This window comes from Luteimonas sp. A611 (genome assembly GCF_054072715.1).
Window position 1 is genome coordinate 1 of record NZ_JBSVRP010000002.1, and the last position, 22,138, is coordinate 22,138.

23 protein-coding genes and 4 tRNA genes are annotated in these 22,138 nt (G+C 69.6%); 10 read left to right on the forward strand and 17 right to left on the reverse strand.

All coding sequences use genetic code 11. From position 1 onward, the window contains the following. The 12 genes from ACW5EG_RS10360 to ACW5EG_RS10415 form a co-directional block, all read right to left on the reverse strand. A partial coding sequence (locus ACW5EG_RS10360) for a GTP-binding protein (RefSeq protein ID WP_457021426.1) occupies positions 1–463 on the reverse strand: 463 nt, incomplete at its 3' end. An 88-nt stretch (positions 464–551) separates the two neighbouring features. Beyond that, positions 552–627 (reverse strand) — tRNA-Thr (locus tag ACW5EG_RS10365). Positions 628–659: 32 nt separating this feature from the next. Further along, positions 660–733, reverse strand: a tRNA-Gly gene (locus ACW5EG_RS10370). A 35-nt stretch (positions 734–768) separates the two neighbouring features. Next, a tRNA-Tyr gene (locus tag ACW5EG_RS10375) sits at positions 769–854 on the reverse strand. Positions 855–989: 135 nt separating this feature from the next. Further along, the gene (gene ychF / locus ACW5EG_RS10380; protein ID WP_457019568.1) at positions 990–2,081 is read right to left on the reverse strand and encodes a redox-regulated ATPase YchF; all 1,092 of its coding nucleotides are present in this window, start codon (positions 2,079–2,081) and stop codon (positions 990–992) included. 149 nt (positions 2,082–2,230) lie between these two features. Then, positions 2,231–2,815: an aminoacyl-tRNA hydrolase gene (pth, locus tag ACW5EG_RS10385; protein ID WP_457019566.1), complete on the reverse strand. Its 585-nt coding sequence runs from the start codon at positions 2,813–2,815 to the stop codon at positions 2,231–2,233. A 122-nt stretch (positions 2,816–2,937) separates the two neighbouring features. Beyond that, positions 2,938–3,594: a 50S ribosomal protein L25/general stress protein Ctc gene (locus ACW5EG_RS10390; protein ID WP_457019565.1), complete on the reverse strand. Its 657-nt coding sequence runs from the start codon at positions 3,592–3,594 to the stop codon at positions 2,938–2,940. Positions 3,595–3,673: 79 nt separating this feature from the next. Continuing rightward, positions 3,674–4,633 carry a ribose-phosphate diphosphokinase gene (locus ACW5EG_RS10395; RefSeq protein ID WP_457019564.1) on the reverse strand — a complete coding sequence of 320 codons (960 nt, stop codon included), beginning with the start codon at positions 4,631–4,633 and terminating at the stop codon, positions 3,674–3,676. A gap of 127 nt (positions 4,634–4,760) precedes the next feature. Further along, positions 4,761–4,836, reverse strand: a tRNA-Gln gene (locus tag ACW5EG_RS10400). Continuing rightward, on the reverse strand, positions 4,835–5,710 hold the full coding sequence (gene ispE, locus ACW5EG_RS10405) for a 4-(cytidine 5'-diphospho)-2-C-methyl-D-erythritol kinase (protein ID WP_457021427.1): 876 nt from the start codon (positions 5,708–5,710) through the stop codon (positions 4,835–4,837). The genes ACW5EG_RS10400 and ispE overlap by 2 nt, the downstream gene beginning before the upstream one ends. A 4-nt stretch (positions 5,711–5,714) precedes the next feature. After that, positions 5,715–6,701 carry a lipoprotein insertase outer membrane protein LolB gene (gene lolB, locus ACW5EG_RS10410; protein ID WP_457021428.1) on the reverse strand — a complete coding sequence of 329 codons (987 nt, stop codon included), beginning with the start codon at positions 6,699–6,701 and terminating at the stop codon, positions 5,715–5,717. Then, positions 6,698–8,377 (reverse strand): tetratricopeptide repeat protein, encoded by a 1,680-nt coding sequence (locus ACW5EG_RS10415; RefSeq protein WP_457021429.1) that lies wholly within the window; start codon positions 8,375–8,377, stop codon positions 6,698–6,700. Before ACW5EG_RS10415 ends, lolB begins: the two co-directional genes overlap by 4 nt. 98 nt (positions 8,378–8,475) lie before the next feature. On the opposite strand from ACW5EG_RS10415, the gene hemA reads away from it, so the two are divergent. From hemA to ACW5EG_RS10450, 7 genes are read left to right on the forward strand one after another with little or no spacing between them, the layout of a single operon-like run. Continuing rightward, entirely contained in the window at positions 8,476–9,771 is a 1,296-nt protein-coding gene (gene hemA, locus ACW5EG_RS10420; protein WP_457021430.1) for a glutamyl-tRNA reductase, read from the forward strand. Beyond that, entirely contained in the window at positions 9,749–10,834 is a 1,086-nt protein-coding gene (prfA, locus tag ACW5EG_RS10425; protein WP_457021431.1) for a peptide chain release factor 1, read from the forward strand. Before hemA ends, prfA begins: the two co-directional genes overlap by 23 nt. 3 nt (positions 10,835–10,837) lie before the next feature. Continuing rightward, entirely contained in the window at positions 10,838–11,284 is a 447-nt protein-coding gene (locus tag ACW5EG_RS10430) for an N-acetyltransferase family protein (protein ID WP_457021432.1), read from the forward strand. A 34-nt stretch (positions 11,285–11,318) separates the two neighbouring features. Then, the gene (locus ACW5EG_RS10435) at positions 11,319–13,040 is read left to right on the forward strand and encodes an O-linked N-acetylglucosamine transferase, SPINDLY family protein (RefSeq protein WP_457019557.1); all 1,722 of its coding nucleotides are present in this window, start codon (positions 11,319–11,321) and stop codon (positions 13,038–13,040) included. 34 nt (positions 13,041–13,074) lie between these two features. Continuing rightward, entirely contained in the window at positions 13,075–13,599 is a 525-nt protein-coding gene (moaB, locus tag ACW5EG_RS10440; RefSeq protein ID WP_457019556.1) for a molybdenum cofactor biosynthesis protein B, read from the forward strand. After that, positions 13,596–14,393: a polyphosphate kinase 2 gene (ppk2, locus tag ACW5EG_RS10445; protein ID WP_457019554.1), complete on the forward strand. Its 798-nt coding sequence runs from the start codon at positions 13,596–13,598 to the stop codon at positions 14,391–14,393. Before moaB ends, ppk2 begins: the two co-directional genes overlap by 4 nt. Positions 14,394–14,396: 3 nt before the next feature. Beyond that, the gene (locus ACW5EG_RS10450; protein WP_457019552.1) at positions 14,397–14,840 is read left to right on the forward strand and encodes a hypothetical protein; all 444 of its coding nucleotides are present in this window, start codon (positions 14,397–14,399) and stop codon (positions 14,838–14,840) included. A gap of 230 nt (positions 14,841–15,070) precedes the next feature. Here ACW5EG_RS10450 and ACW5EG_RS10455 read toward each other — a convergent pair whose 3' ends face one another. Genes ACW5EG_RS10455 through ACW5EG_RS10465 form a run of 3 tightly spaced genes read right to left on the reverse strand, consistent with a single transcriptional unit; the run spans position 15,071 to position 17,234 of the window. Next, positions 15,071–15,337, reverse strand: coding sequence for an acylphosphatase (locus ACW5EG_RS10455; RefSeq protein ID WP_457019551.1), 267 nt, complete (start codon positions 15,335–15,337; stop codon positions 15,071–15,073). After that, positions 15,337–15,963 carry a TlpA family protein disulfide reductase gene (locus ACW5EG_RS10460; protein WP_457019550.1) on the reverse strand — a complete coding sequence of 209 codons (627 nt, stop codon included), beginning with the start codon at positions 15,961–15,963 and terminating at the stop codon, positions 15,337–15,339. Before ACW5EG_RS10460 ends, ACW5EG_RS10455 begins: the two co-directional genes overlap by 1 nt. Then, a complete protein-coding gene (locus ACW5EG_RS10465) occupies positions 15,960–17,234 on the reverse strand; it encodes a YihY family inner membrane protein (RefSeq protein WP_457019548.1) in 1,275 nt (424 codons plus the stop codon). The genes ACW5EG_RS10460 and ACW5EG_RS10465 overlap by 4 nt, the downstream gene beginning before the upstream one ends. An 85-nt stretch (positions 17,235–17,319) precedes the next feature. On the opposite strand from ACW5EG_RS10465, the gene wrbA reads away from it, so the two are divergent. The 3 genes from wrbA to ACW5EG_RS10480 all read left to right on the forward strand — a co-directional run bounded on the left by wrbA (position 17,320) and on the right by ACW5EG_RS10480 (position 18,822). Next, entirely contained in the window at positions 17,320–17,910 is a 591-nt protein-coding gene (gene wrbA, locus ACW5EG_RS10470; RefSeq protein ID WP_457019547.1) for an NAD(P)H:quinone oxidoreductase, read from the forward strand. After that, the gene (locus ACW5EG_RS10475) at positions 17,910–18,254 is read left to right on the forward strand and encodes a DUF2069 domain-containing protein (RefSeq protein WP_457019545.1); all 345 of its coding nucleotides are present in this window, start codon (positions 17,910–17,912) and stop codon (positions 18,252–18,254) included. The genes wrbA and ACW5EG_RS10475 overlap by 1 nt, the downstream gene beginning before the upstream one ends. A 79-nt stretch (positions 18,255–18,333) precedes the next feature. Next, a complete protein-coding gene (locus ACW5EG_RS10480) occupies positions 18,334–18,822 on the forward strand; it encodes an asparaginase domain-containing protein (protein ID WP_457019544.1) in 489 nt (162 codons plus the stop codon). Between the two features lie 15 nt (positions 18,823–18,837). On the opposite strand, the gene ACW5EG_RS10485 is transcribed toward ACW5EG_RS10480, so the two are convergent. Together ACW5EG_RS10485 and ACW5EG_RS10490 are read right to left on the reverse strand one after the other, a co-directional pair. After that, the gene (locus ACW5EG_RS10485) at positions 18,838–19,266 is read right to left on the reverse strand and encodes a hypothetical protein (RefSeq protein WP_457019542.1); all 429 of its coding nucleotides are present in this window, start codon (positions 19,264–19,266) and stop codon (positions 18,838–18,840) included. Positions 19,267–19,854: 588 nt separating this feature from the next. Next, a complete protein-coding gene (locus tag ACW5EG_RS10490; RefSeq protein WP_457019540.1) occupies positions 19,855–22,053 on the reverse strand; it encodes a proprotein convertase P-domain-containing protein in 2,199 nt (732 codons plus the stop codon). Between the last annotated feature and the right edge of the window lie 85 nt (positions 22,054–22,138).

The window sequence follows — 22,138 nt, forward strand, 5'->3', positions numbered from 1 at the left end:
GCACTTCCATCTCCACCAGCTCCAGCAGCTCGGCGTCGTCCACCATGTCCGCCTTGTTCAGGTAGACCACGATGTACGGCACGCCCACCTGACGCGCCAGCAGGATGTGCTCGCGCGTCTGCGGCATCGGGCCGTCAGCGGCCGAGCACACCAGGATCGCGCCGTCCATCTGCGCCGCACCGGTGATCATGTTCTTCACGTAGTCGGCGTGCCCGGGGCAGTCGACGTGCGCGTAGTGGCGGTTCGCGCTCTCGTACTCGACGTGCGAGGTCGAGATCGTGATGCCGCGCGCCTTCTCTTCCGGCGCCATGTCGATCTGGTCGTAGGCGCGGAACTCGCCGCCGAAACGCTCCGCACCGATCTTCGTCAGCGCCGCCGTCAGCGTCGTCTTGCCGTGGTCCACGTGACCAATCGTGCCCACGTTCACGTGGGGCTTGGTGCGCTCGAACTTACCCTTTGCCATGACTGTGACTCTCGCTGACGGTTGTGACTGCTGGTGGTGGACGTCCCGGCTGGGGGGAGCCGGACGCTTGCGGGAAGACCCGCCTGAATGGTGCTCACGAAAGGAATCGAACCTTCGACCTCCTCCTTACCAAGGAGGTGCTCTACCGACTGAGCTACGTGAGCGCTGGAACTGGTTTGCGTGTCGCAAGGTGCAATGGAGCGGGAGACGGGGATCGAACCCGCACCATCAGCTTGGAAGGCTGAGGTTCTACCATTGAACTACTCCCGCGCCGCGCGGTTGCCTGGATTTTACCGATTGATGACTGGTGGAGGGAGGTGGATTCGAACCACCGAAGGCGTAAGCCAGCAGATTTACAGTCTGCCCCCGTTGGCCGCTTGGGTATCCCTCCGGTCATCGAAGAGCCGGTGAAACAGCCCGTTATTTTGGAGGTCGGGGACGGGCATGTCAACGCATTCCGGAAGCGGGTATCGGAATCGCCCGCCACGGTACCCGACGCCCACCCGCTCGGCACCCGGGCCAGGACTCAGACGTTGAACCGGAAATGCAGGATATCGCCCTCCTGGACCCGGTATTCCTTGCCCTCCAGGCGCAGTCGACCGGCGTCCCGCGCGCCCGACTCGCCGCGGTAGCGGATGAAATCGTCGTAAGCCATGGTTTCTGCGCGGATGAAGCCCTTCTCGAAATCGGTATGGATCACTGCGGCGGCCTGGGGCGCGGTGGCGCCCGCCTTCACCGTCCATGCGCGGACCTCCTTCACGCCAGCGGTGAAGTACGTCTGCAGGCCGAGCAGCCGGTAGGCCGCGCGGATCACCCGGTTCAATCCCGGCTCCTCCAGGCCATAGCTGGACAGCATCTCGTCGCGGTCGGCGTCCTCGAGCTGGCTGAGCTCCTCCTCGATCGCGGCCGAAACCGGCACCACCTCGGCGCCCTCCCCGGCCGCGCGTGCGCGCACCGCGTCCAGGTGCGGATTGCCCTCGAAACCGTCCTCGAGCACGTTGGCGATGTACAACACCGGCTTCATGGTCAGCAGGAACAACTCGCGCACCAGCACCCGCTCCTCGTCGTCCAGCGACACCGAGCGCGCCGGCTTGCCGTCATCGAGCGCGGTGCGCAGCTTCTGCAGGATCTCGATGCGGGCCTTGGCGTCCTTGTCGCCGCTCTTGGCCACGCGCTCGTAGCGCGCGATCGACTTGTCCACCGACTCCAGGTCGGCCAGCGCCAGCTCGGTGTCGATGGTGTCGATGTCGGCGAGCGGGTCGACCCGATTGTTGACGTGGATGACGTCGGGATTCTCGAAGCAGCGCACCACGTGTGCGATCGCATCGACCTCGCGGATGTGCGCCAGGAACTTGTTGCCCAGGCCCTCGCCGCTGGCAGCGCCGGCGACCAGTCCGGCGATGTCGACGAACTCCACCGCCGTCGGCACCACCCTCTCTGGCTTGACGATTTCCGCCAGCGCGCCCAGCCGCGGGTCCGGCACCGGCACCACGCCCAGGTTCGGTTCGATCGTGCAGAAGGGGAAATTGGCCGCGGCGATGCCCGCCTTGGTCAGCGCATTGAAAAGGGTCGACTTGCCCACGTTCGGCAGGCCGACGATGCCACATTGGATGCCCATGTTTTGATCCGTCAGTCGGCGGTTGCGCCGCCTGTAAGGGGTTGAGTCAGTCGGCGGTTGCACCGTCTGTCAGGGGGTAAGGGTGTGACCGAGAGCGTCTGACGGCTACCCGCGCCACAGGCGCGGCTGACAGCGAGCACGCGAGCCACTCACTGCGGCGCCACCGTGTGCAGCCGCTTCATCGCCTCGTTGAAGTCGCCCTGGACCGCCAGCGGCAGCACGTCGATGGCGTCGTCGACGGCGCGGTTGATCATGATGTCGTCGCCGCTTCCAGGCCGGCCCAGTACCCAGGACACCACGCGGTCCTTGTGGCCAGGGTGGCCGATACCGACGCGCAGGCGGTGGAAACGTCCGTGGCCAAGCAGCTTCATGGTGTCGCGCAGGCCGTTCTGGCCGCCATGGCCACCGTCGAACTTGAGCCGGGCCACGCCGGGCGGCAGGTCCAGCTCGTCGTGCGCCAGCAGCGCCTGTTCGGGCTCGATCTTCCAGTAGCGCAGCGCCGCGGTCACCGATTTGCCGCTGAGGTTCATGAAGGTCGCCGGCCGCAGCAGCCAGACCGGGCGCCCGTCAATATCGATCTTCGCCGCCTCACCGAACAGCCTGGCCTCCAGGCCAAACCGCGCACCCGCCCGCTCGGCGAGCGCGTCGACGAAGCGGAACCCGGCGTTGTGCCGGGTCCGCGCATGTTCCGGCCCCGGGTTGCCGAGGCCGACGATGAGTCGCAATCCTTCCATCGTGACGTATCCGGGCCGCAAGGCAGGACCCGACTGCAGGACCGGCGGGCGCGCAACGCGCTGCGCCGATCCTGGACGGGATCCCTCGCCTGCGGCTCGGGATGACCTTCGCTACGCGAAGGTCACTTGTCGTCGCCGGCCTTGGTGGCAGGCACGTCGCCGCCTTCACCGTCTTCGCCCTCTTCTTCAGCCGGCTCCTCGCGGCCAAGCTTGGCGATCACGACGGCGTCGTCATGGTCCTTGCCAACCTTGAGCTGCGGGATTTCCACGCCTTCGGGCAGCTTGAGGTCGGACAGGTAGATGATGTCGCCGAGCTTCAGCTCCGACAGGTCGACTTCGATCATCTCGGGCAGGGCGGACGGCAGGCACTCGACCGCGACTTCCTTCAGCTCGTGGGTCACCACCACGTCGGCGGACTTGCCGGCGGGCGAGGTGTCCTCGTTGGTGAAGTGCAGCGGCACCGAGGTACGCAGCAGTTCCTTCTCGTTCACGCGCTGGAAGTCCAGGTGCATGATCAGCTGCTTGTACGGGTGGCGCTGGATGTCGCGCAGCAGCACCCGCTGGATGTCGCCGCCCAGGCTCAGGTCGAGGATCGACGAATAGAACCAGTCGTTCTGGCTGGCCAGCCACACCGGCTCGTGGTCGAGCTGGATGCTGACCGGATCGTTGTCGCCACCGTAGACGATGGCCGGGATCTTGCCCGCGTGGCGAAGGCGGCGGCTCGCACCCTTACCTTCGTCTGCGCGGCGCTCGACCTTCATTTGATGTGTCGTTGCCATGTTTGCTTCTCTTGTTTACGTAGGATTACCGCCTCGCGGCGGTTGGAAACGCTCACCCGCGACCAGGTGAGCGGCAGTGTCAGTCCAGGTAGAGCGAACTGACGGATTCTCCGAAGGCGATCCGGCGGATCGTCTCGGCCAGCATCTCGGCGACGCTGAGCTGGCGGATGCGGCCACAGGCGCGGGCCGCTTCAGCCAACGGGATGGTATCGGTCACCACCAGTTCGTCCAGCTGCGAACGGGTGATGTTGTCGATCGCCGCGCCCGAGAGCACCGGATGGGTGCAGTAGGCGACGACCTTCTCGGCACCGCTGGACTTGAGCGCGCCGGCTGCGGCACACAGGGTGCCGGCGGTGTCGACGATGTCGTCGACCAGCACGCAGGTCTTGCCGGCGACGTCGCCGATGATGTTCATCACCGTGGCGACATTGGCCTTCGGGCGGCGCTTGTCGATGATCGCGAGGTCCGCGTCGTCCAGGCGCTTGGCCAGCGCGCGGGCGCGGACCACGCCGCCGACGTCGGGTGAGACCACCACCATGTTGTCGGTGCCGTGCGCGCGCCAGATATCGGCCAGCAGCAGCGGCGAGGCGTAGACGTTGTCGACCGGGATATCGAAGAAGCCCTGGATCTGGTCGGCGTGCAGGTCGACCGTCAGCACGCCGTCGGCGCCGGCGGCGGTGAACATCTTTGCCACCAGCTTGGCGGTGATCGGCACGCGCGAGGAGCGCATGCGCCGGTCCTGCCGCGCATAGCCGAAGTACGGCACCACCGCGGTCACCGAGGAGGCCGAGGCGCGCTTGAGCGCGTCGATCAGCGCCAGCAGCTCCATCAGGTGCTCGGCCGAGGGTGCGGAGGTCGGCTGGATGACGAACACGTCCTGCCGCCGCACGTTCTCCTCGATCTCGACCTGCGCCTCGCCGTCGGAGAACGTCGAAACCTGCGCCCTGCCCTGCCGCACCCCGAGCTCGCGACACACCGACTGCGCCAGCGGTCTGTTCGCGTTGCCCGAGAAGATCAACAGGTTCCGATCCTCTCTCATCTCGACTACTCCGCTTCGCTCTGACCTTGCGGTGGTTCCATGATTCGCAATCACGGCGGCGATGGAAAAGCGGAGCGTGCCGCTCCCGCGTTTCGACCAACCAGCCTGATCACTCCTCGATGGCATATGGCAGGGGCGGAAGGATTCGAACCTACGCATGCCAGGATCAAAACCTGGTGCCTTAACCGCTTGGCGACGCCCCTATTGTGTTCTTGCTTCCAGCGCATCCAGCAGCGGCGAACGCACAACGCCGGCCGCCACCCAGGCACGAAGGCCCGATGGCAACGCGGCGAGCGCGGCTTCGGCGGATTCGCGCGTGGCGAACTCGACGAAACAGCCGCTGCCCGAGCCGGTCAACCGCGGCGTGCCGATCCGCGCCAGCGCAACGAACGCCGCCTCGACGGCGGGTTCGCGGCGGCGCAGCACCGGCTCGAACGCATTGCCGAGCCCAGCTCCCGAAACGAAGTCCGATATTGTCGCGGGTGCAGCATTTCGCGTCAATTCAGGCGCTTGGAACAGGACAGCCGTGTTCACGTGCACGCCCGGATCGACCAGCACGTACCAGGCCGGCGGCAGCTGGACCGGGGTCAGCAGTTCGCCCACCCCTTCGGCCCAGGCGTGATGGCCACGGACAAACACCGGCACGTCGGCACCGAGTGTCAGCCCCAGGGCAGCGAGCTCATCGGTATCGAAACCCACATCCCAGAGCTGGTTCAGCGCACGCAGGACGGTGGCGGCGTCCGACGATCCCCCGCCGAACCCGGCGCCGGCGGGAATGCGCTTTTCGATGCAGATATCGACACCTTGCGCGATCTTGCCGGATTTTTGGAGCAAGTTGGCAGCCAGAATGCCCAAATCGTCGGCTTCCGCGACCCCACTCACGGAGATGCCGACACGGCGTATCACGCCGTCGGCGCGAGGCCGCAGGCGGACCGTGTCGCCCCAGTCGAGGATCCGGAACACGGTCTGCAGCTCGTGATAGCCATCGGCCCGGCGCCGGGGAATGTGCAGGAACAGGTTCAGCTTGGCCGGCGCCGGCCAGGACGACCAGCCATCGCCCTCGGAACGCGAGAGCATGCCCTCAGTCCGCCGACGCGGCGTCGCCAGCGTCCGCACGCGCCCGCAACCAGGCCGCGAGTGCGCGGTTGTAGGTCTCTGCATAGGCCTGGGCCTGCAGCTTCAGCGCCATGTGCCGGTCGCCGATGATGGCATCGCCGCTGCCGTCGATGATGCGCATCTCCACGCCCTGCGCGACCGCCGCGCCTTCGGGCCCGAAGCCGGGCGCGAGGCAGGCAAAGCCGCAGACCGCCACCGGACGCAGGTCGCCGGCGGCGGCCCGCTCGCGCATGTCGGCGCCGGCATCGTCCAGACGCAGGGTCTGCAGCGTCCGCGCAAGCGCCTGGTCCGGGGAATCCGTGCCGGCATCCCCGGGAGGCGGGACTGCGCCCGGCACCAAGGTCCAGCTGTCGACGATCAGCCGCACCCGCGCATCGTCGCGCGTCGCTTCGATCCGCCGCGGCAACGCCGGCTGGCCGGGGCCGGCCTCGTACCAGTCCCGGTATTCGACCTGCCATCCGGCCTGCCCGATCAGCGCAGGCAGGTTGCCGGCGCCGTGGCTGACCTGCGCCGGTCCGTATGCGGCCTCGGGCGCGACCACGGCGCGGGCCCAGTCGACCATCGCCCGGACCGGGACCTCCCAGCCGGTGGCGGCGCGCAGCAGGTCCTCGACATCCGCGCTTTCGCGGGGTCCGCCCTCGATGCCCTCGAGCAGGGCCGAGGCCGCGTCCCCGCTGAGGCGCCAGCCCTGGCGCGTCACCGGCGCGGACAGGGTGATGTCGTAGCGGTCACCGCGCTGGGTCCAGTCGATGCGGCCACTGCCGCCCTGGCGGCCACCGGAAATCGCGACCCGACCCGACAGGTTCCAGTCGGCGATCGCGGCGCGGTGGGCAGCGGACTGCCGTGCCTGCTGCGGATCGACCGGCACCGGCGTGCGCAGCGGCTGCGAGGCGCAGGCCGAGAGCAACAGCGCCGCGATCACGGCCGCGGCGTGGATGCGCAAATGGGTCATGCCCCGGTGTTCTCCAGCGCGCGCTGCAGCGAGCGGTTGTCCGGATCGAGCCGGCGCGCGTCGTCGAAGTAGCGTCGCGCCTCGTCGCGGCGGCCGAGCTTCCACAGCACCTCGGCGATGTGGGCGGCGATTTCGGCATCCTTCTGCAGGCTGTAGGCACGGCGCAGCTCGACCAGCGCCTCGTCCAGACGCCCCAGCCGGTAGAGCACCCAGCCGTAGCTGTCGACGATCGCGGCGTTGCCCGGCTCGGCCACGCGGGCGCGGTCGATCAGCTCCAGCGCCTCGGCGTAGCGATCGGTGCGGTCGGCCAGGGTGTAGCCCAGCGCGTTGAGTGCGGCGACGTTTTCCGGTTCGGCCACCAGGATCCGGCGCAGGTCGGCCTCGGCACGGCCGATGTCGTCGCGGCGCTCCCACATCAGCGCGCGGGCGTAGAGCAGCGAGGGTTCGTCCGGCCAGTCGCCCAGGCCGCGTGCGTAGGTCTCGTTCTCGGCCTCGAAGTCCTGGTCCTTGGCGTGCAGCTCGCCTTCGAGCAGGTAGGCCGCGCGGCGCGCGTTCTCGTCGATCGCGGCGTCCACCTGCAGGCGCCGGAGCGCGGCGAAGGCCTCGTCCCGACGCTCCAGTTCGTGCAGCACGTTGGCCGCGCGCAGCCGCGCCTGCAGCCGCGGCTCGCCGCCGGGCACGCTGTCGTACCAGTCCAGAGCTTCGGCATCGCGATCCAGGAATTCGGCCACCTGGCCAAGCAGCAGGCGCTGCTGCGGGTCGGGATTGGCGGCATCACGGCGCAGCTCGTCGTACAGCGCCGCGAGCGTCTCCTTGTCGTCCGCACGCGCCAGCAGCGAGGCGCGCAGCGCGTAGCTGCGGCGGTCCTGCGGGCCCTGGGCCAGCACCTGTTCGGCGGCCGCGGGATCGCCGAGGGCATCGTATTCGGCCGCCATCGCCAGGCGCAGCTCGGGCACGATGGCCATCGCGTCGCGAGCCCCGGCCAGCGCATCACGCGCACCGTCCAGATCGCCGGACTCGCGCAGCAGGGACGCCCGCAGCAGGGCGATGCGCGGCTCGCCGGGGAAGCGCTCGACGATGCGCTCGACCACGTCGCGGGCCAGTTCGCCCTGCTCCAGCCGCTGCGCCAGGTCACCGAACGCCAGCCAGGCCTGCAGTTGGTCCGGCACGGCGCCGGCGGCGAACAGGCGTCGCATGATCCGTCCGGAGACCTCGGGATCGCGCGGCCCGGTGGCGATCACCAACAGCGCATGGCGCCAGCCGGCCGGATCGGGATCGGCGATCAGCGCGCGCAGCTTGCGCAAGGCCGCGCGCTCGCGCCCCTGGCGCAAGGCCAGGGTCGCCTCGGCGGCGCGCATCGCCAGCGAACCGGGCGCGCGTTCGCTCCACAGCGCCAGCGCGCGGGCGCCAAGCCGGTCGTCCTTGCCCAGCAGGGCAATGCGCGTGGCGCGCTCGGCCAGCCCCGCTTCGCCCTCGCCGGCGGCGCGGGCGGCGTCCAGGTACCAGGCTGCGGCCTCGTCCAGGCGCCCGGCCTGCAGCGCGAATTCGCCGGCCATGGTCGCGCCGAGCACGTCCTCGCGCAGCGGGGCGTCAACCGCGCTGGCGGGCGCCAGCGGCAGCGCCAGAAGCAGGCAGAACAGGGTGATCCGGCGGGCGAATTTCGGAAAAGCGGGCATCGACGTCGGCCGGGCCTTAAAATGATGTCCTGACGACCCGGAAGCTTATCGCAAGCGCCTGAACGGCAAACGCCGGACGGACCGCCAGCCAACACGCAATGACCCTGTACGCCCTCGGCATCAACCACCAGACCGCACCGGTCGCCCTGCGCGAACGCGTCGCCTTCGCCGACAGCGCGGTTCCCGCCGCGCTCGCCGAACTGCGCGCGTTGCCGGGAGTGCGCGAAGTGGCGCTGCTGTCGACCTGCAACCGCACCGAGCTGTACGCGTCGGCGGACGACGATCAGGTGCTCGCCAACTGGCTGGGCTCGCATCCGCGGGAAGGCGACGACGACGCGGATCCGGGGCAGGCCCTGCATGCCTACCTGTACCGGCGTTCGGGCGACGAAGCCGCGCGACACCTGTTCCGCGTCGCCTGCGGCCTGGATTCGATGGTGCTGGGTGAGCCGCAGATCCTCGGGCAGGTGAAGCAGGCCTGGTCGATGGCGCGCGCGTCCAGCGCAATCGGCGGCGAGCTCGACCGCCTGTTCCAGCACGCCTTTGTCACCGCCAAGCGCGCGCGCACCGAAACCCGCATCGGCTCCAGCCCGGTGTCGGTCGCCTCGCTCGCCGTGCGCCTCGCGCAGGAGTCCTTCGCCCGGCCGGACGATTCGGTGGTGCTGCTGATCGGTGCCGGCGAGACCATCGAACTGACCGCGCGCCACCTCACCCAGGCACGGGTGAAGCGGCTGCTGATCGCCAACCGCACCTATCGCCACGCCCAGGAGCTGGCCGAACGCCATGGCGCGGTCGCGCTGCCGCTGGATGAACTCGAACGCCACCTGTTCCTGGCCGACGTGGTGTTCTCGGCCACCGCCAGCCAGTCGCCGATCCTCACCCGTCCGCAGGTCGCGCAGGCGCTGTCGCTGCGCAAGCGGCGGCCGATGCTGCTGATGGACCTGGCGGTGCCGCGCGACATCGAGCCTGACGTTGCCGAGCTCGAGGACGCCTTCCTCTACACCGTCGACGACCTCGACCGCGTGGTCGAGCAGAACCGCCGCAGCCGCGGCGACGCCGCCCAACAAGCCGAGACCATCGTCGACCTGCAGGTCGGGCGCTATGCCCAGGCGCTGGCGCTGGGCGCACGCAACGAGCCGCTCAAGCGCCTGCGCGCGCATGGCGAGGCCGCAAGGGTCGAACTGGTCGCCCGCGCGCGCCAGCAGATCGCCGCCGGCCAGGATCCCGGCGCCGTGATCGACCAGCTCGCCCACACGCTGACCAATCGCCTGCTGCACGTACCCACCGCGGCGATGCGCGACGCCGCCGCACGCGGCAACCTCGACCTGCTGCGCGCCTTCGAACCCCTGCTGCCGCCTGTCCCGCGCGACGACGATGCTGCCGACCCTGCGCCGTAAGCTCGAAGCGCTGGCCGAACGCCGCGACGAACTGGAACGCCTGCTCTCGGATCCCGGGGTGGCCGGCGACCAGACCCGCTTTCGGGCGCTGTCGCGCGAGTTCTCGCAGCTTGCGCCGCTCGCGGCCGCCCTGGCCGACGAGGGCCGCGCACGCGCCGACCTGGCCGCAGCCGAGGCCATGCGCGTCGATGCCGAACTGCGCGATCTGGCCGAAGAAGAGATCACCGCTGCGCAGGCGCGCCTGGTCGCGCTCGACGACACGCTGATGGCGCTGCTGGTGCCGCGCGACGCGCGCGACGATGGCGGCCTGTACCTGGAGATCCGTGCCGGCACCGGTGGCGACGAAGCGGCGATCTTCGCCGGCGACCTGCTGCGCATGTACACCCGTTACGCCGAGCGTCAGGGCTGGCGGGTGGAGGTCGAATCGGCCAGCCCGGGCGAGCACGGCGGCTTCCGCGAGGTGATCGCGCGCGTCGACGGCGAAGGCGCCTACGCCAGGCTCAAGTTCGAATCGGGCGCCCACCGCGTGCAGCGCGTGCCGGAAACCGAATCGCAGGGCCGCATCCACACCTCGGCCGCGACCGTGGCGATCATCCCGGTGGAAGAGGACGGCGAGCCCATCGAGATCAACCCGGCCGACCTGCGTGTGGATACGTTCCGCTCCTCCGGCGCCGGCGGCCAGCACGTCAACAAGACCGACTCGGCGATCCGCATCACCCACCTGCCCAGCGGCGTGGTGGTCGAATCGCAGACCGAGCGCAGCCAGCACGCCAACCGCGACAAGGCGATGAAGCGCCTGCGCGCCACCCTGGCCGACGCCGAGGCCGAGCGCCGCGCCGCCGCCACCGCCGCCAACCGCAAGCTGCAGGTCGGCAGCGGCGACCGCAGCCAGCGCATCCGCACCTACAACTACCCGCAGGGCCGGATCACCGACCACCGCGTCGAAGGCCTGACCCTGTACGACCTGCCGAACGTGCTGGAAGGCAACGTCGACGCCCTGGTCGACCGCCTCTCGCGCGAGCACCAGGCCGATGAACTTGCGCGGCTGACCCAGGGAACCTGACCGATGAGCACCACCGTCACCCACGCGCAGCCTGCCGACCTCGACGCGCTCGCGGTCCTGTTCGACGCGTATCGCCAGTTCTACGACCAGCCCCCCGATGTCGCCGCCGCGCGTGACTGGCTGCGCAACCGCCTGCGCTTCGGCGAATCCAGGGTGTTGCTGGCGCGCCGCGACGGCGTGCCCGTCGGCTTCGCCCAGCTCTATCCGATGTTCTCGTCGCTGCGGATGGCGCGCATCTGGATCCTCAACGACCTGTTCGTGCTGCCGGCCACGCGGCGGCAGGGCGTCGCACGCAGCCTGCTGGATGCCGCGGCCGCGTTCGCGCGCGAGGACGGCGCCACGGGGATCCAGCTGGAAACCACGCAAGACAACGCCGCCGCCCGCGCCACCTACCGCGCCGCCGGCTGGCAGGAGGATGCGACGCAGTGGTATTCGCTGTCGTTCACCTGACCTCTCCGGCCGGCGACACCGGGATCGCCGGTCGATGAACGACCAGGGCGGCGTCGGGTCCTTTCCCGGCGGGCGCGACCCGCGCGCCCAGGCCCGCGAGGCGGTGCAGCGCGACCCGCGCAACGCCTTCGCCTGGATCCTGCTTGCCGATGCCGAGATCGAGGCCGGCGCAGCGCAGGCCTGCATCGATGCCGCACAGCGCGCGCTGCAGCTGGCCCCCGGTCACCCTGAGGCGCTGGCGCGACTGGGGCGTGCACAGTGGATGCTCGGCCGCATCCAGGACGCCGTAGCCAGCCTGCGCGCGGCCGCGCGCAATGCGCCCGCGCATCCGGGCATCGCAGTGTGGCTGGCGCACATACTCGAGGATGCGGGCGACGCGGAAGGCGCCAACGACACCTATGCCCACGCCCATGCGCTGGCCCCCGCATCGCCGGAGATCGCCGCCTATCTGCTGGCCTGGCGACGCCGGCTGTGCGACTGGCGCGGACTCGATGCGCTGTCGGCGCAGGTGCGCGCCGCCGTCGCCGCCGGGCGCGCGGCGGTCGAGCCTTTCGCCTTCCTGAGCGAGGACACCAGCGCCGCCGAACAGCTGCAATGCGCGCGCCTGCGCGCCAGTGCGATCGCCGCAGCGGTCCGGCCGTTGCCACCACCGCCGCCACGCGCGGCCGGACCGCTGCGACTGGGCTTCATGTCCAACGGCTTCGGCGCGCATCCCACGGGCCTGCTGACGGTCGCCTTCCTCGAGGCCCTGCGCACCCAACCCGGCATCGAGACGCACCTGTTCGCGTTGGCGCGCGACGACGGCAGCCCGATTGCAAAGCGACTGCGCGCGTCGGCGCACTGGCACGACGTGGCAAACCTGCGCCACGTGGAAGCGGCGGCGCGTATCCGGGCGGCCGGCATCGACGTGCTGTTCGACCTGCGCGGCTGGGGCGGCGGCGGCCGCCCCGAGGTGCTGGCACTGCGGCCGGCCAAGGTGCAGGTCGGCTGGCTTGCCTACCCCGGCACCAGCGGCGCGCCCTGGCTCGACCATGTCATCGCCGACCGCTTCGTGCTGCCCGAAGCGCTGGTGCCGCACTTCTCCGAGCGCGTGGCCTGGCTGCCGCGCTGCTTCCAGCCTTCCGACACGACCCGTGCGCTGCCGGCGCCGCCGGCGCGCAGCCAGTGCGGGTTGCCGGATGGGACAACCGTGCTGTGCTGCTTCAACAACAGCTACAAGCTCAATCCCGCCAGCTTCGCGCGGCTGCTCTCGGTTTTGCGGGGAGCGCCGGACAGCGTGCTGTGGCTGCTGTCGGGCCCGGGCCGCGCCGATCAACGCCTGCGCGAAGCGGCGATGGCACAGGGGCTGGATCCGGCGCGCCTGGTGTTCATGGCCAAGCAACCGCACGAGGCCTACCTGGCGCGGCTGCAGCTGGCCGACCTGTTCCTCGACACCAATCCCTACAACGCGCACACCACGGCCTCCGACGCACTGTGGGCCGGGTGCCCGGTGCTGACGCGGCCCGGCGCGACCTTTGCCTCGCGCGTGGCCGGCAGCCTCAACCACCACCTCGGCCTCGACGCGATGAACGTCGCCAGCAACGAGGCCTTCATCGCAACTGCCGTGCGCCTGGCGCACAACGCCGACGAACGCGCCGCGCTGCGCGAGCGGCTGGCCCGCGCCCGCCGGGTGTCGGGTGTGTTCGACATGGCTGGATTCGCGCGCGACTTCGCGGCACTGGCGCTACGCCTGGCCGATGGCGCGCCGGCCGCGTGATCCGGCACGCCCGCGCTTGCGGTAGGCTTTCGCCATGACCGCCATCAACGACAGGATCCCGCTCGCGCTGTGCGTGCTGACGGTGTCCGATTCACGCACGCTGGCCGAGGACGGGTCGGGCGAATACCTGGCCGCCTCGCTGCAGGCCGAGGGCCACCGACTGCACGAGCGCGCGCTGCTGCCGGACGATCGCTACGCGATGCGTGCGCTGGTGTCGAAGTGGATCGCCGACCCGGCCGTGGACGGCATCCTGGTCACCGGCGGCACCGGCTTCACCGGCCGTGATTCCACGCCCGAGGCGCTGCTGCCGCTGCTGGACAAGCAAATGCCCGGATTCGGCGAGCTGTTCCGCGCGATCTCGTTCGAGGAGATCGGCACCTCCTCGCTGCAGTCACGCGCGTTCGCTGGCCTGGCCAACTCGACCTTCCTGTTCGCCCTGCCCGGCTCGACCTCGGCCTGCCGCACGGCCTGGGGAAAGATCATCCGCAGCCAGCTCGATGCGCGCACCCGGCCCTGCAACCTGGCCACGCTGAGGCCGCGGCTGGCGGAGACCACGTGAGCGGGCCGGACGCCGGCCCCGAACCGCTCAAACGCAAACCCTACGAGGCCGCGCTCGAACCGATGCAGCACGTGCTGGTGGCGATGGCGCGATGGGTGCAGTACAGCGGGCAGCGGCTGGTGGTGGTGCTTGAGGGCCGCGACACCGCGGGCAAGGGCGGCACGATCGGCGCCATCGCCGAGCGCCTGAACCCGCGCCAGTGCCGGATCGCCGCGTTGCCCAAGCCCACCGAGCGCGAATCCGCGCAGTGGTATTTCCAGCGCTACGTGCCGCACCTGCCGGCGGCCGGCGAGATCGTGCTGTTCGACCGCAGCTGGTACAACCGCGCCGGCGTGGAGAAGGTGATGGGCTACGCGAGCGAGGCGCAGGTGCAGGCGTTCCTCGCGCAGGCGCCGGTGTTCGAAAAGCAGTTGGTCGACGATGGCATCCTGCTGTTCAAGTACTGGCTGTGCTGCGACCAGGCGCGGCAGGAAGAGCGTTTCCAGGAGCGGCTGGACGATCCGCTCAAGCGCTGGAAGCTGTCGCCGGTCGACCTGGCCGCGCGCACGCGCTACGCCGACTACACCCGGGCGCGCGAGGAGATGCTGGCGGTCACGCATACCGCGCATGCGCCGTGGACCCTGGTCGACTTCAACGACCAGCGGCGCGGGCGGCTGACGCTGATCCGCGACCTGCTCGACCGGCTGCCCGAGAGCTGCGTGCCGCCGTCCGCAATTGAACTGCCAGCGCTGCCGGGCCAGCCACTGCAGGAACGCTACGGCGTGCTCGCCCCACTGGCGCCGTTCGAGGCCTGAACGATGCGCGCGATGCTCCTGGCCGCGTTCTGCGTGCTTGCCCCTGCTGCCCGTGCGCAGGGCGCGGACCAGGGCGACGCAGCCGGTGGTATCGGCAAGAGCCAGGCCACCGACCTGGCACCGGTGCGCGTGGTGGGAAGGCGCCAGCCCGTCGATCCATTCGCGTTCCGCAACCCGGTCGAGGCCGAAGCCACGGTGTTCAGCCGCAGCTGGGACGAGCCGCCGAGCATGGAGGAAATCGGGATGCGCGGCGGCATCGTGCAGATCGGCATCAACAAGGGCCTGGAGCTGACCGCAAAAGGCATCCGCAAGCTGCCCGGCTGGCAGAACCAGATCGTCGACGCGGAAGCGCGGCCGCCACCGCTGGACCAGGCGCAGCTCGAGCGCGCGATCCGGCTGCACGAAGAGCGCGCACCGCCGCGCACCGGCCAGGAGCCTCCCCGGTAGGCGCCGTCGGACTCATGACCGTCGCCCAGACCGCCCCGGCGGCCGGGTGGGCGCGCGGAAGCGACGGGAGCGCCCATCGCTTTCATTTCGACCGGAGAACGCTGTCATTTCGACCGCAGGGAGAAATCCCGTCCGGCCGCGGGGGACGCAGATTTACCGGCTTCGCCGTTGTAAAGCACTTCTCCCTGCGGTCGAGTGACAATCGCCACCTTGCCCCGGAGGCCGCGTGATCAGAGAACGGCGAAGCCGTCCGGGCACTGTCCGGCATGCGTGAAACGCCCCACCGCCGACACCCGGGCCGCTGGCGGCCCGTCCTCCAGCCATCGCGCCAGTGCCTCGATCGCCTGCGCTTCGCCGACGGCGAGTACTTCGACGCGGCCGTCATCGAGGTTGCGCGCATGCCCAGCCAACTGCAGGCGCAGCGCCTGCTCGCGCGTCGAGGCGCGAAAATACACCCCCTGCACGCGCCCGCTGACCAGGAAGCGTGCCGCCGCCATCAGGCCGGATCCGGCTCCGCGGCCGACAGCGTGTCGAGCTTGGGCCCGCCGCTGACCTCGATCGCGGTCTCGATCTCCTTCGCCGTGACCGGGCCCAGGAACTGGCGCGCGACCTTGCCGTCGGGCGCGATCAGGTAGGTCATTGGCAGGCCGCGCGGGGTTTCGAAGTCGGCCGGCGGCTCGTACACGTCGATGATCGCGATCGGGTACGCCACCGGGTGCTCGGTCAGGAACGACTGCATGGCCGGCACGTCGATCTCCTCGTAGGCCAGACCGACCACGCTGATGTGTTCGCGCATGGTGTGCAACGCGGAGAGCTCCGGCATTTCCTTCAGGCAGGGCGAGCACCAGGTCGCCCAGAAGTTGACCACCACCCACTGGCCGCGGAGCTCGGCCAGGTCGTACTGGCTGCCGTCGATGGTGGTGACGTTGAGACCCGGCTGGTCCGGGCGCTCGGGTTCGGTGCTGTCGCCGGCGGCGGGATCGGGCTGCGCCACGTCGGGTGCGGTCAGCGCAGGAGTGCCGTCCGCAGGTTCCGATGCGGCATCGGTCGGCGCGTCGGATGCCGGCCGGCAGGCGGTCAGCAGCAGTGCTAGGAGGATGGCGGCAAAGGCGACGCGATTCATGCGGAATTCCCGGCAGATGGGTAGACGTGGGCGACGTTGCGCTTGAGGAGGTTGCGCATCGGCAGGCGGAGCTCGTCGAGCGCCGCGATCGCAGCGGTGCCAAGCGCATCGTCGCGGCACGGCAGCCAGGCTTCGGAGACCGGTACACGCAGCTGACAGGCCTCGTAGAGGTCGGCCATGGTCAGCGTGTCGAGGTCGCGCGCCAGCAGCCATTCGCCGGTTTCGGCGCGCTGCAGCAGCTGGATCTCGGTCAGTTGACACAGGAACTGCTGCAGCTGGCTGTCGGTCAGCATCGGCTCGAGGTCGAGCATCTGTTCGGTATGCAGCCCGCGGCCCTCGCTGCGCGCTTGGGTGAAGCGGCCGAGCAGGCGCAACAGCCCGTACACCTCGTAGCCTTCCGGCAGGCGCATCGCGGCCGGCTGGTAGCGGAAGGCAGAGACCGCCGAGGCGAACGAGGCACCCAGCAGCACCGCCACCCAGCCCAGGTAGATCCAGATCATCAGGATCGGCAGCGCCGCCAGCGCGCCGTACAGGCGCTGGTAGGTGGTGAACATGCCGAGGTACACGCCCAGGCCCCACTTCACCAGCTCCAGCAGGAAAGTCGCCAGCAACGCGCCCGCGAAGGCGTGGCGCAGCGCCACCGAGCGGTGCGGCACCACGCGGTAGAGCGCGGTGACCAGCAGCAGTTCGATCGTGAACGGCGCCAGCCGCAGCGCGAAGCCCGAAAGCACCTGCCCCTCGCTGGTGCTGAACACGGGCAGCGCGAACACCCAGGCCGACATCGCCAGCGAGGCCGCGGCCAGCAGCGCGCCGAGCGTGAGCACCGTCCAGTACACGAGGAAGCGGCCCAGCTGCGGCCGCGACGAAGGCACGCGCCAGATCTGGTTGAAGGTCGCCTCGACGCTGTTGAGCGTGATCAGCAGCGAGGCGATCAGGCCGATCGCACCGGCCACGGTGAGCGTGGTGGCGTCGCTTACCAGGCGCAGCAGGGTTTCCTTGACGGTGCTGGCCGCGCTGGGCACGAAGTTGGAGAAAATGTACTCGGTGAGCTGGTCGCGCCATTCGCCGAACATCGGGAAGGCCGAGAGCACGCCCAGCACCACGATCGCCAACGGCACCAGCGCGAAGATCGTGGTGTAGGCCAGCGCGGCCGCGGCCTGGAACAGTCGGTCGTCGAGGAAGCGCCGCGCCAGGAAACGCGCGAACGTGCCCACGCGCTCACGGTCGCGCACGCGGTGGATCCAGTGTTCGAGCGTTGCCAGCGATTGCATCGACGCAGCGTAGCAAAGCCGCGCCCGCCGGTGAGCCATGCGGCAAAGCCTGTCAGAATTGCCGGCCTGTCCCGCGGAGCTGCACATGCCCGACATCCTGGTGCTCTACTACAGCCGCAACGGCTCGGTCGCGCAGCTGGCGCGGCAGGTCGCGCGCGGGGTCGGCGAAGTGCCGGGCATGAATGCACGCCTGCGCACCGTCCCCCCGGTCGCCGCCGTGACCCGGACCGCCGAGCCGCCGGTGCCGGAAAGTGGCGCGCCCTACGTCGAAGCAGCCGACCTGGACGAGTGCGCCGGCCTGCTGCTCGGCAGCCCCACCCGCTTCGGCAACATGGCCGCGCCGCTCAAGCATTTCCTCGACGGGCTGGGCGCGCAGTGGGCCAGCGGCACCCTGGTCGGCAAGCCCGCGGGGGTGTTCACCTCGACCGCGTCGATGCACGGCGGGCAGGAATCCACCCTGCTGACCATGCTGGTGCCGTTGCTGCACCACGGCTGTGTGATCGCGGGGATTCCCTTCACCGAACACGCGCTCTCGAGTACCCGCAGCGGCGGGACGCCCTATGGTGCCAGCCACGTGGCGGGCCAATCGGACGACCCGACGCTGACCGACGAGGAAGCAACGCTGGCGCGTGCGCTGGGCCGGCGCGTGGCGATGCTGGCGGCGAGGCTGGCCTGATGGCCAGATCCACGCGCACGCCGCGGCGCATGCTGTCCGCGGTCCTCCTCGCGCAGGCCGCGCTGTACGTGGCGTGGTTCCATGACGACCGCAATGCGCTCGCCGCGATGCTTGTGTTCGTGCTGCCGGTGCTGCTGCTGCTCGCCGGTGCGCTGGCGGGCAGCGCCCGGGCCGCATTCTGGGCCGGCGTTCTGGGCCTGCTGCTGTTCTGCCACGGGGTGATGACGGCCTGGGCCGATCCGGCGCAGCGCTGGTTCGCCGTCGGCGGCATCGTACTGTCGGTACTGGCGGTGTTCGCATCGAGCTGGGACGGGCTGCGCGCACGCTTTGGCGGACGGGGATGAGCCGCGCCGACATGGCGTCGCGGCATCCGCGCTGACTGCATTTGAGCCCACGCGTCGACGCGCGGGCAGGAGTACGAAAATGGAAGAACTTCTGATCGTCACCACCGGTGGCACGATCGACAAGATCTACTTCGACGACAAGTCGGACTATCAGGTCGGAGACCCGCAGATCGCGCGCATCCTGGAAGAGCTGGGCGTGGCGTTCCGCTTCCGGGTGATCCCGATCCTGCGCAAGGATTCGCTGCACATCACCGAGGCCGATCGCGAACTCGTGCGCGACACGATTGCAGCGCAGCCGGCGCGCCACGTGCTGCTCACCCACGGCACCGACTCGATGGTCGAGACCGCGCGCGTGCTGGCCTCGATCGCCGACAAGACCATCGTACTCACCGGTGCACTCAATCCTGCCCGCTTCCGCGGATCGGACGCCGAGTTCAACGTCGGCACTGCCGTCGGCGCGGTGCAGTCGCTGCCCGCGGGCGTCTACATCGCGATGAACGGCCGCATCTGGAACCCGACCAAGGTGCGCAAGAACGTGGACGCCAACCGCTTCGAAGCGGCCGACTGACAGCGACGCGAAGCTTCAGTCGCCGTCGCGCATGCGCGCCTGCGGCATCGGCCCGATTCCCATCATCCGGTCGACCTCGATGTACTCGACGTCGGGGTCGCGGCGGAACGCTTGCATCAGCGCCGAGGCGGCCTCGCGATCGAGCGGCCGGTCCGCGGCAAACACGTCGGCCTCCACCGCCAGGCGTCTTTGCCAGCGCAGTACGGGCGTGGGCGACAGCTTCGCCTCCGCGGCCGTGCGCGCGAGGCGGTCCGGCACCTCGGCCTTGTCACGGGCCGGCGCGCTATCGTCGCGATAGCGGACGATGAAGCGCTGGAACGGGCCATCGCCCTGCAGTTCAAAGGGTGCCATCGCGTCCTCCCCGGTCGCCGTCGCACATGCTCCCACGAGCAACCAGGGCAGCAAAAGCAGCACGGCCAGCCGGTATTGCAGCGTGCTCGTCATCGCCTGGTTCCGCTCGTGGACATCTCGCGATCCTGGGCGGTGCCGGGTTTGCGGAGGGTGAATGATGCATCGCTCCCGGTCGCTCCCTGCCTTCGGCGAAAAGGCTGTTCTCTGGTTCGAGGGGAGAGTCTGGACAAGGTGGAATGGGTCGGATTCAGTCCTTACGGCGGGGGGGTCGTCCCGGGCCGGGGGTTGCTCTTCGGCTCGGTCAGCCATCCATGGCTGACTCGCCGCCGCAGCGCATCCATGCGCTGCTTTCCGCAACCCCCGGCCCGGAACGACCATGCCCAGTCACCGACGTCGCTTCGAAGAACTGACCATCGAAGCATCACAGCCAAAGCAGCGAGGAGCCACGTCCTGGCGGTCGGGGATCGCGGAAAGCAAAACATGGATGTTTTGCGCGCGAGTCAGGGCAGGATGCCCTGACCGAGCGAAAAGCGATCCCCGGCCGACAGGGCGTGGCGTCCATTCGAAGCCTGGCCTTCTTCAACTACGCCCAACCTCGCCTCAGCTGAGAGAAGAACCAAAAAAGACCCCGGCAAAAGCCGGGGTCCGGGGCAACTGTTGCCGTTGGGTGGCACGCATCGATCAGAAGGTGATGCTCCACTGGTTCAGCGTGCCGGTGTCGGCGCCGGCGTTGTCGGACACGTGCAGGCGCCAGCTGCCGTTCTTCGGCTCGCTCGACAGGTCGACCGTGTAGGTCGCGTTGATGTTGTCGGTGCTGCCGCCGGTGCGGTTGTGTAGCACGTAGGCCGAGCCGTCCGGCGCACGCAGGGTGACGATGAGATCACCGATCCAGGTGTGGGTGATGTTGACATGCACCTGGGTCTGCGTCGATGCGTTGCCGTTGGCGCCCGACACCGTGATCGGGCTCTCCACGCCCGCGCTGCTGTTGTCCGGGATCGGGAACGCGGTGTTGTTGCTGTAGGTCTCGCTCAGCCCGTGCGACGCGACCAGGCGCACGCCCGAGTACGCCGTCTCACCGCGCACCAGCACGTAGTAGATGCCCGGCTCCGGGTCGACGATGACGATCGTCTCGTTGTTGCCGGGACGGGTCGAGCGCCAGTCGTAGTCGGTGGTGGTCGGCACTTCCCCGTGGCTCACGTACAGCGAGACATTGCCGCTGCCGGTGTAGCTGCGGAAGCTGAGCGGGCCGGTGCCGTTCTCCGGCACTTCCAGCCGATACAGCGTGTCGCTGCCGGCTGCGCCCGAGACGATGCTCACCACGCCATTGACCAGGTCGGTCGCGTCGGGCGTGGCCTCCACGTCCACCGTCGCGGTGTGCGTATCGGTATTGGCGTCGCCATCGGTCACCGTCAGGGTCACCGTGTAGCTGCCGTCGGCGGCATAGGTGTGGACCGGGTTCTCGTCTGTCGAGCTGTTGCCGTCGCCGAAGTCCCACGCGTAGGTCAGCGTTGCGCCATCGTCGGCCGAGGTGTTGCTGAAGCTGACCATCAGCTCCTCGGCCGTCCACGTGAAGCCGGCGACCGGCAGGGTCGGGTCGGTCGGGGTCGAATCCAGGCCGTCGATGAACTCCGCGCCGGTGGTGGCCGGATCCAGCCAGTTGCTCAGGCGGGTGCTGTCGCTGCCGCCGCCGGTCCACGAGGTGAACACGCGGCCGTACCAGTCGGCGTGGTCGGTCGGGCCGGAGGTCGAGCACGAGGCGTAGCCGCCGTGCAGCTGGCCGATCACGCGGCCGTCGGGGCTGTACAGCGGCGAGCCGGACGAACCGCCTTCGGTCGTGCCCGGCTGGTTCCAGTACACGTACAGGTGGTTGCTGCCGGCGGCGCCGAGGTAGCCCTCGATGCGCAGCGGATTGCTCGAATGGGTGATGCGCTTCTCGGCCACGCGCGGATGGTGGATGCCGGTCGCGCCGGCGAAGGCGATGTCGCGGCGGTCCCAGCCCGACCAGTACAGGTTGAACTCCTCGTTGGCCGGGTCGTCCAGTTCGAGCAGGGTGAAGTCGGAGCCGGAGAAGCTCGCCAGCGGCGTCGCGCCGGTCTGGTTTTGCGCCAGGCTGCCATCGCCGTTCTGGCCGCTTTCCGCGCTGCCCGGGGTGCGGCAGTAGGAGTTCTGGTAGTTCCAGTACACCACGATGCTCGCGGCCGCGTCGGCCGTTCCCATGCTGCAGTGGTTCGCGGTCAGGAAGTACATGCTCTGGTCGTTGGCGGTGTTGTTGACCAGCGAGCCGGAGCAGTAGAACGTGCCGAAGCGCGAATACGCGCCGGCCGAGCGGATCTGCTCGCGCCAGCCGTCGCCGGCCGGGCACGCCACGTCGATGTTGCAGCTGCCGGACACGCCCTGCGGCTGCACCAGCCCGGTCCGAGCCAGCCGGTCGAAGCCGACGTAGTCATGGTTGACGCTGGTCAGGCGCAGCTTGAGTTCGCCCGCGCGCGCCTTGGGCACGGCCACCTCGATCACCGCATGGTCGCCCGGCACCACCGGCGTCCACAGCCGGCCATGGGCCTTGTTGTCGGCGCTGGTGAAACTGCGGATCAGCTCCGGGCTGGCGTTGCTGCGCAGGCCGGCCGGATAGACCAGCATGTGCCCGCCCTCGGGCATGTGGTACTGGCTGAAGCCGAAGTTGAGGGTCAGCGCGCCCTTCGACTGCACGCGCAGGCGCCAGACCAGCATCTCGCCGGCCTCGTCCCAGTCGCCGTCGGTGGCCGGTGTGATGTCGACTGCCAGCGGCGCGGCGAACCGCACCGGGGCCTCGGCGAGCTTGGCCGAGCGCCTCGCATCCTCCGCCCTGAGCCGTGCCACATCCACGCCGGGCATGCTCCGCATGTCCACGGTGTGCTCTGCCGGCAGCCTGTGACTGAACGCTGCGGGCCGTGCATCCCCGGTCGCGGCCTGCGCCGCTCCCGCTGCG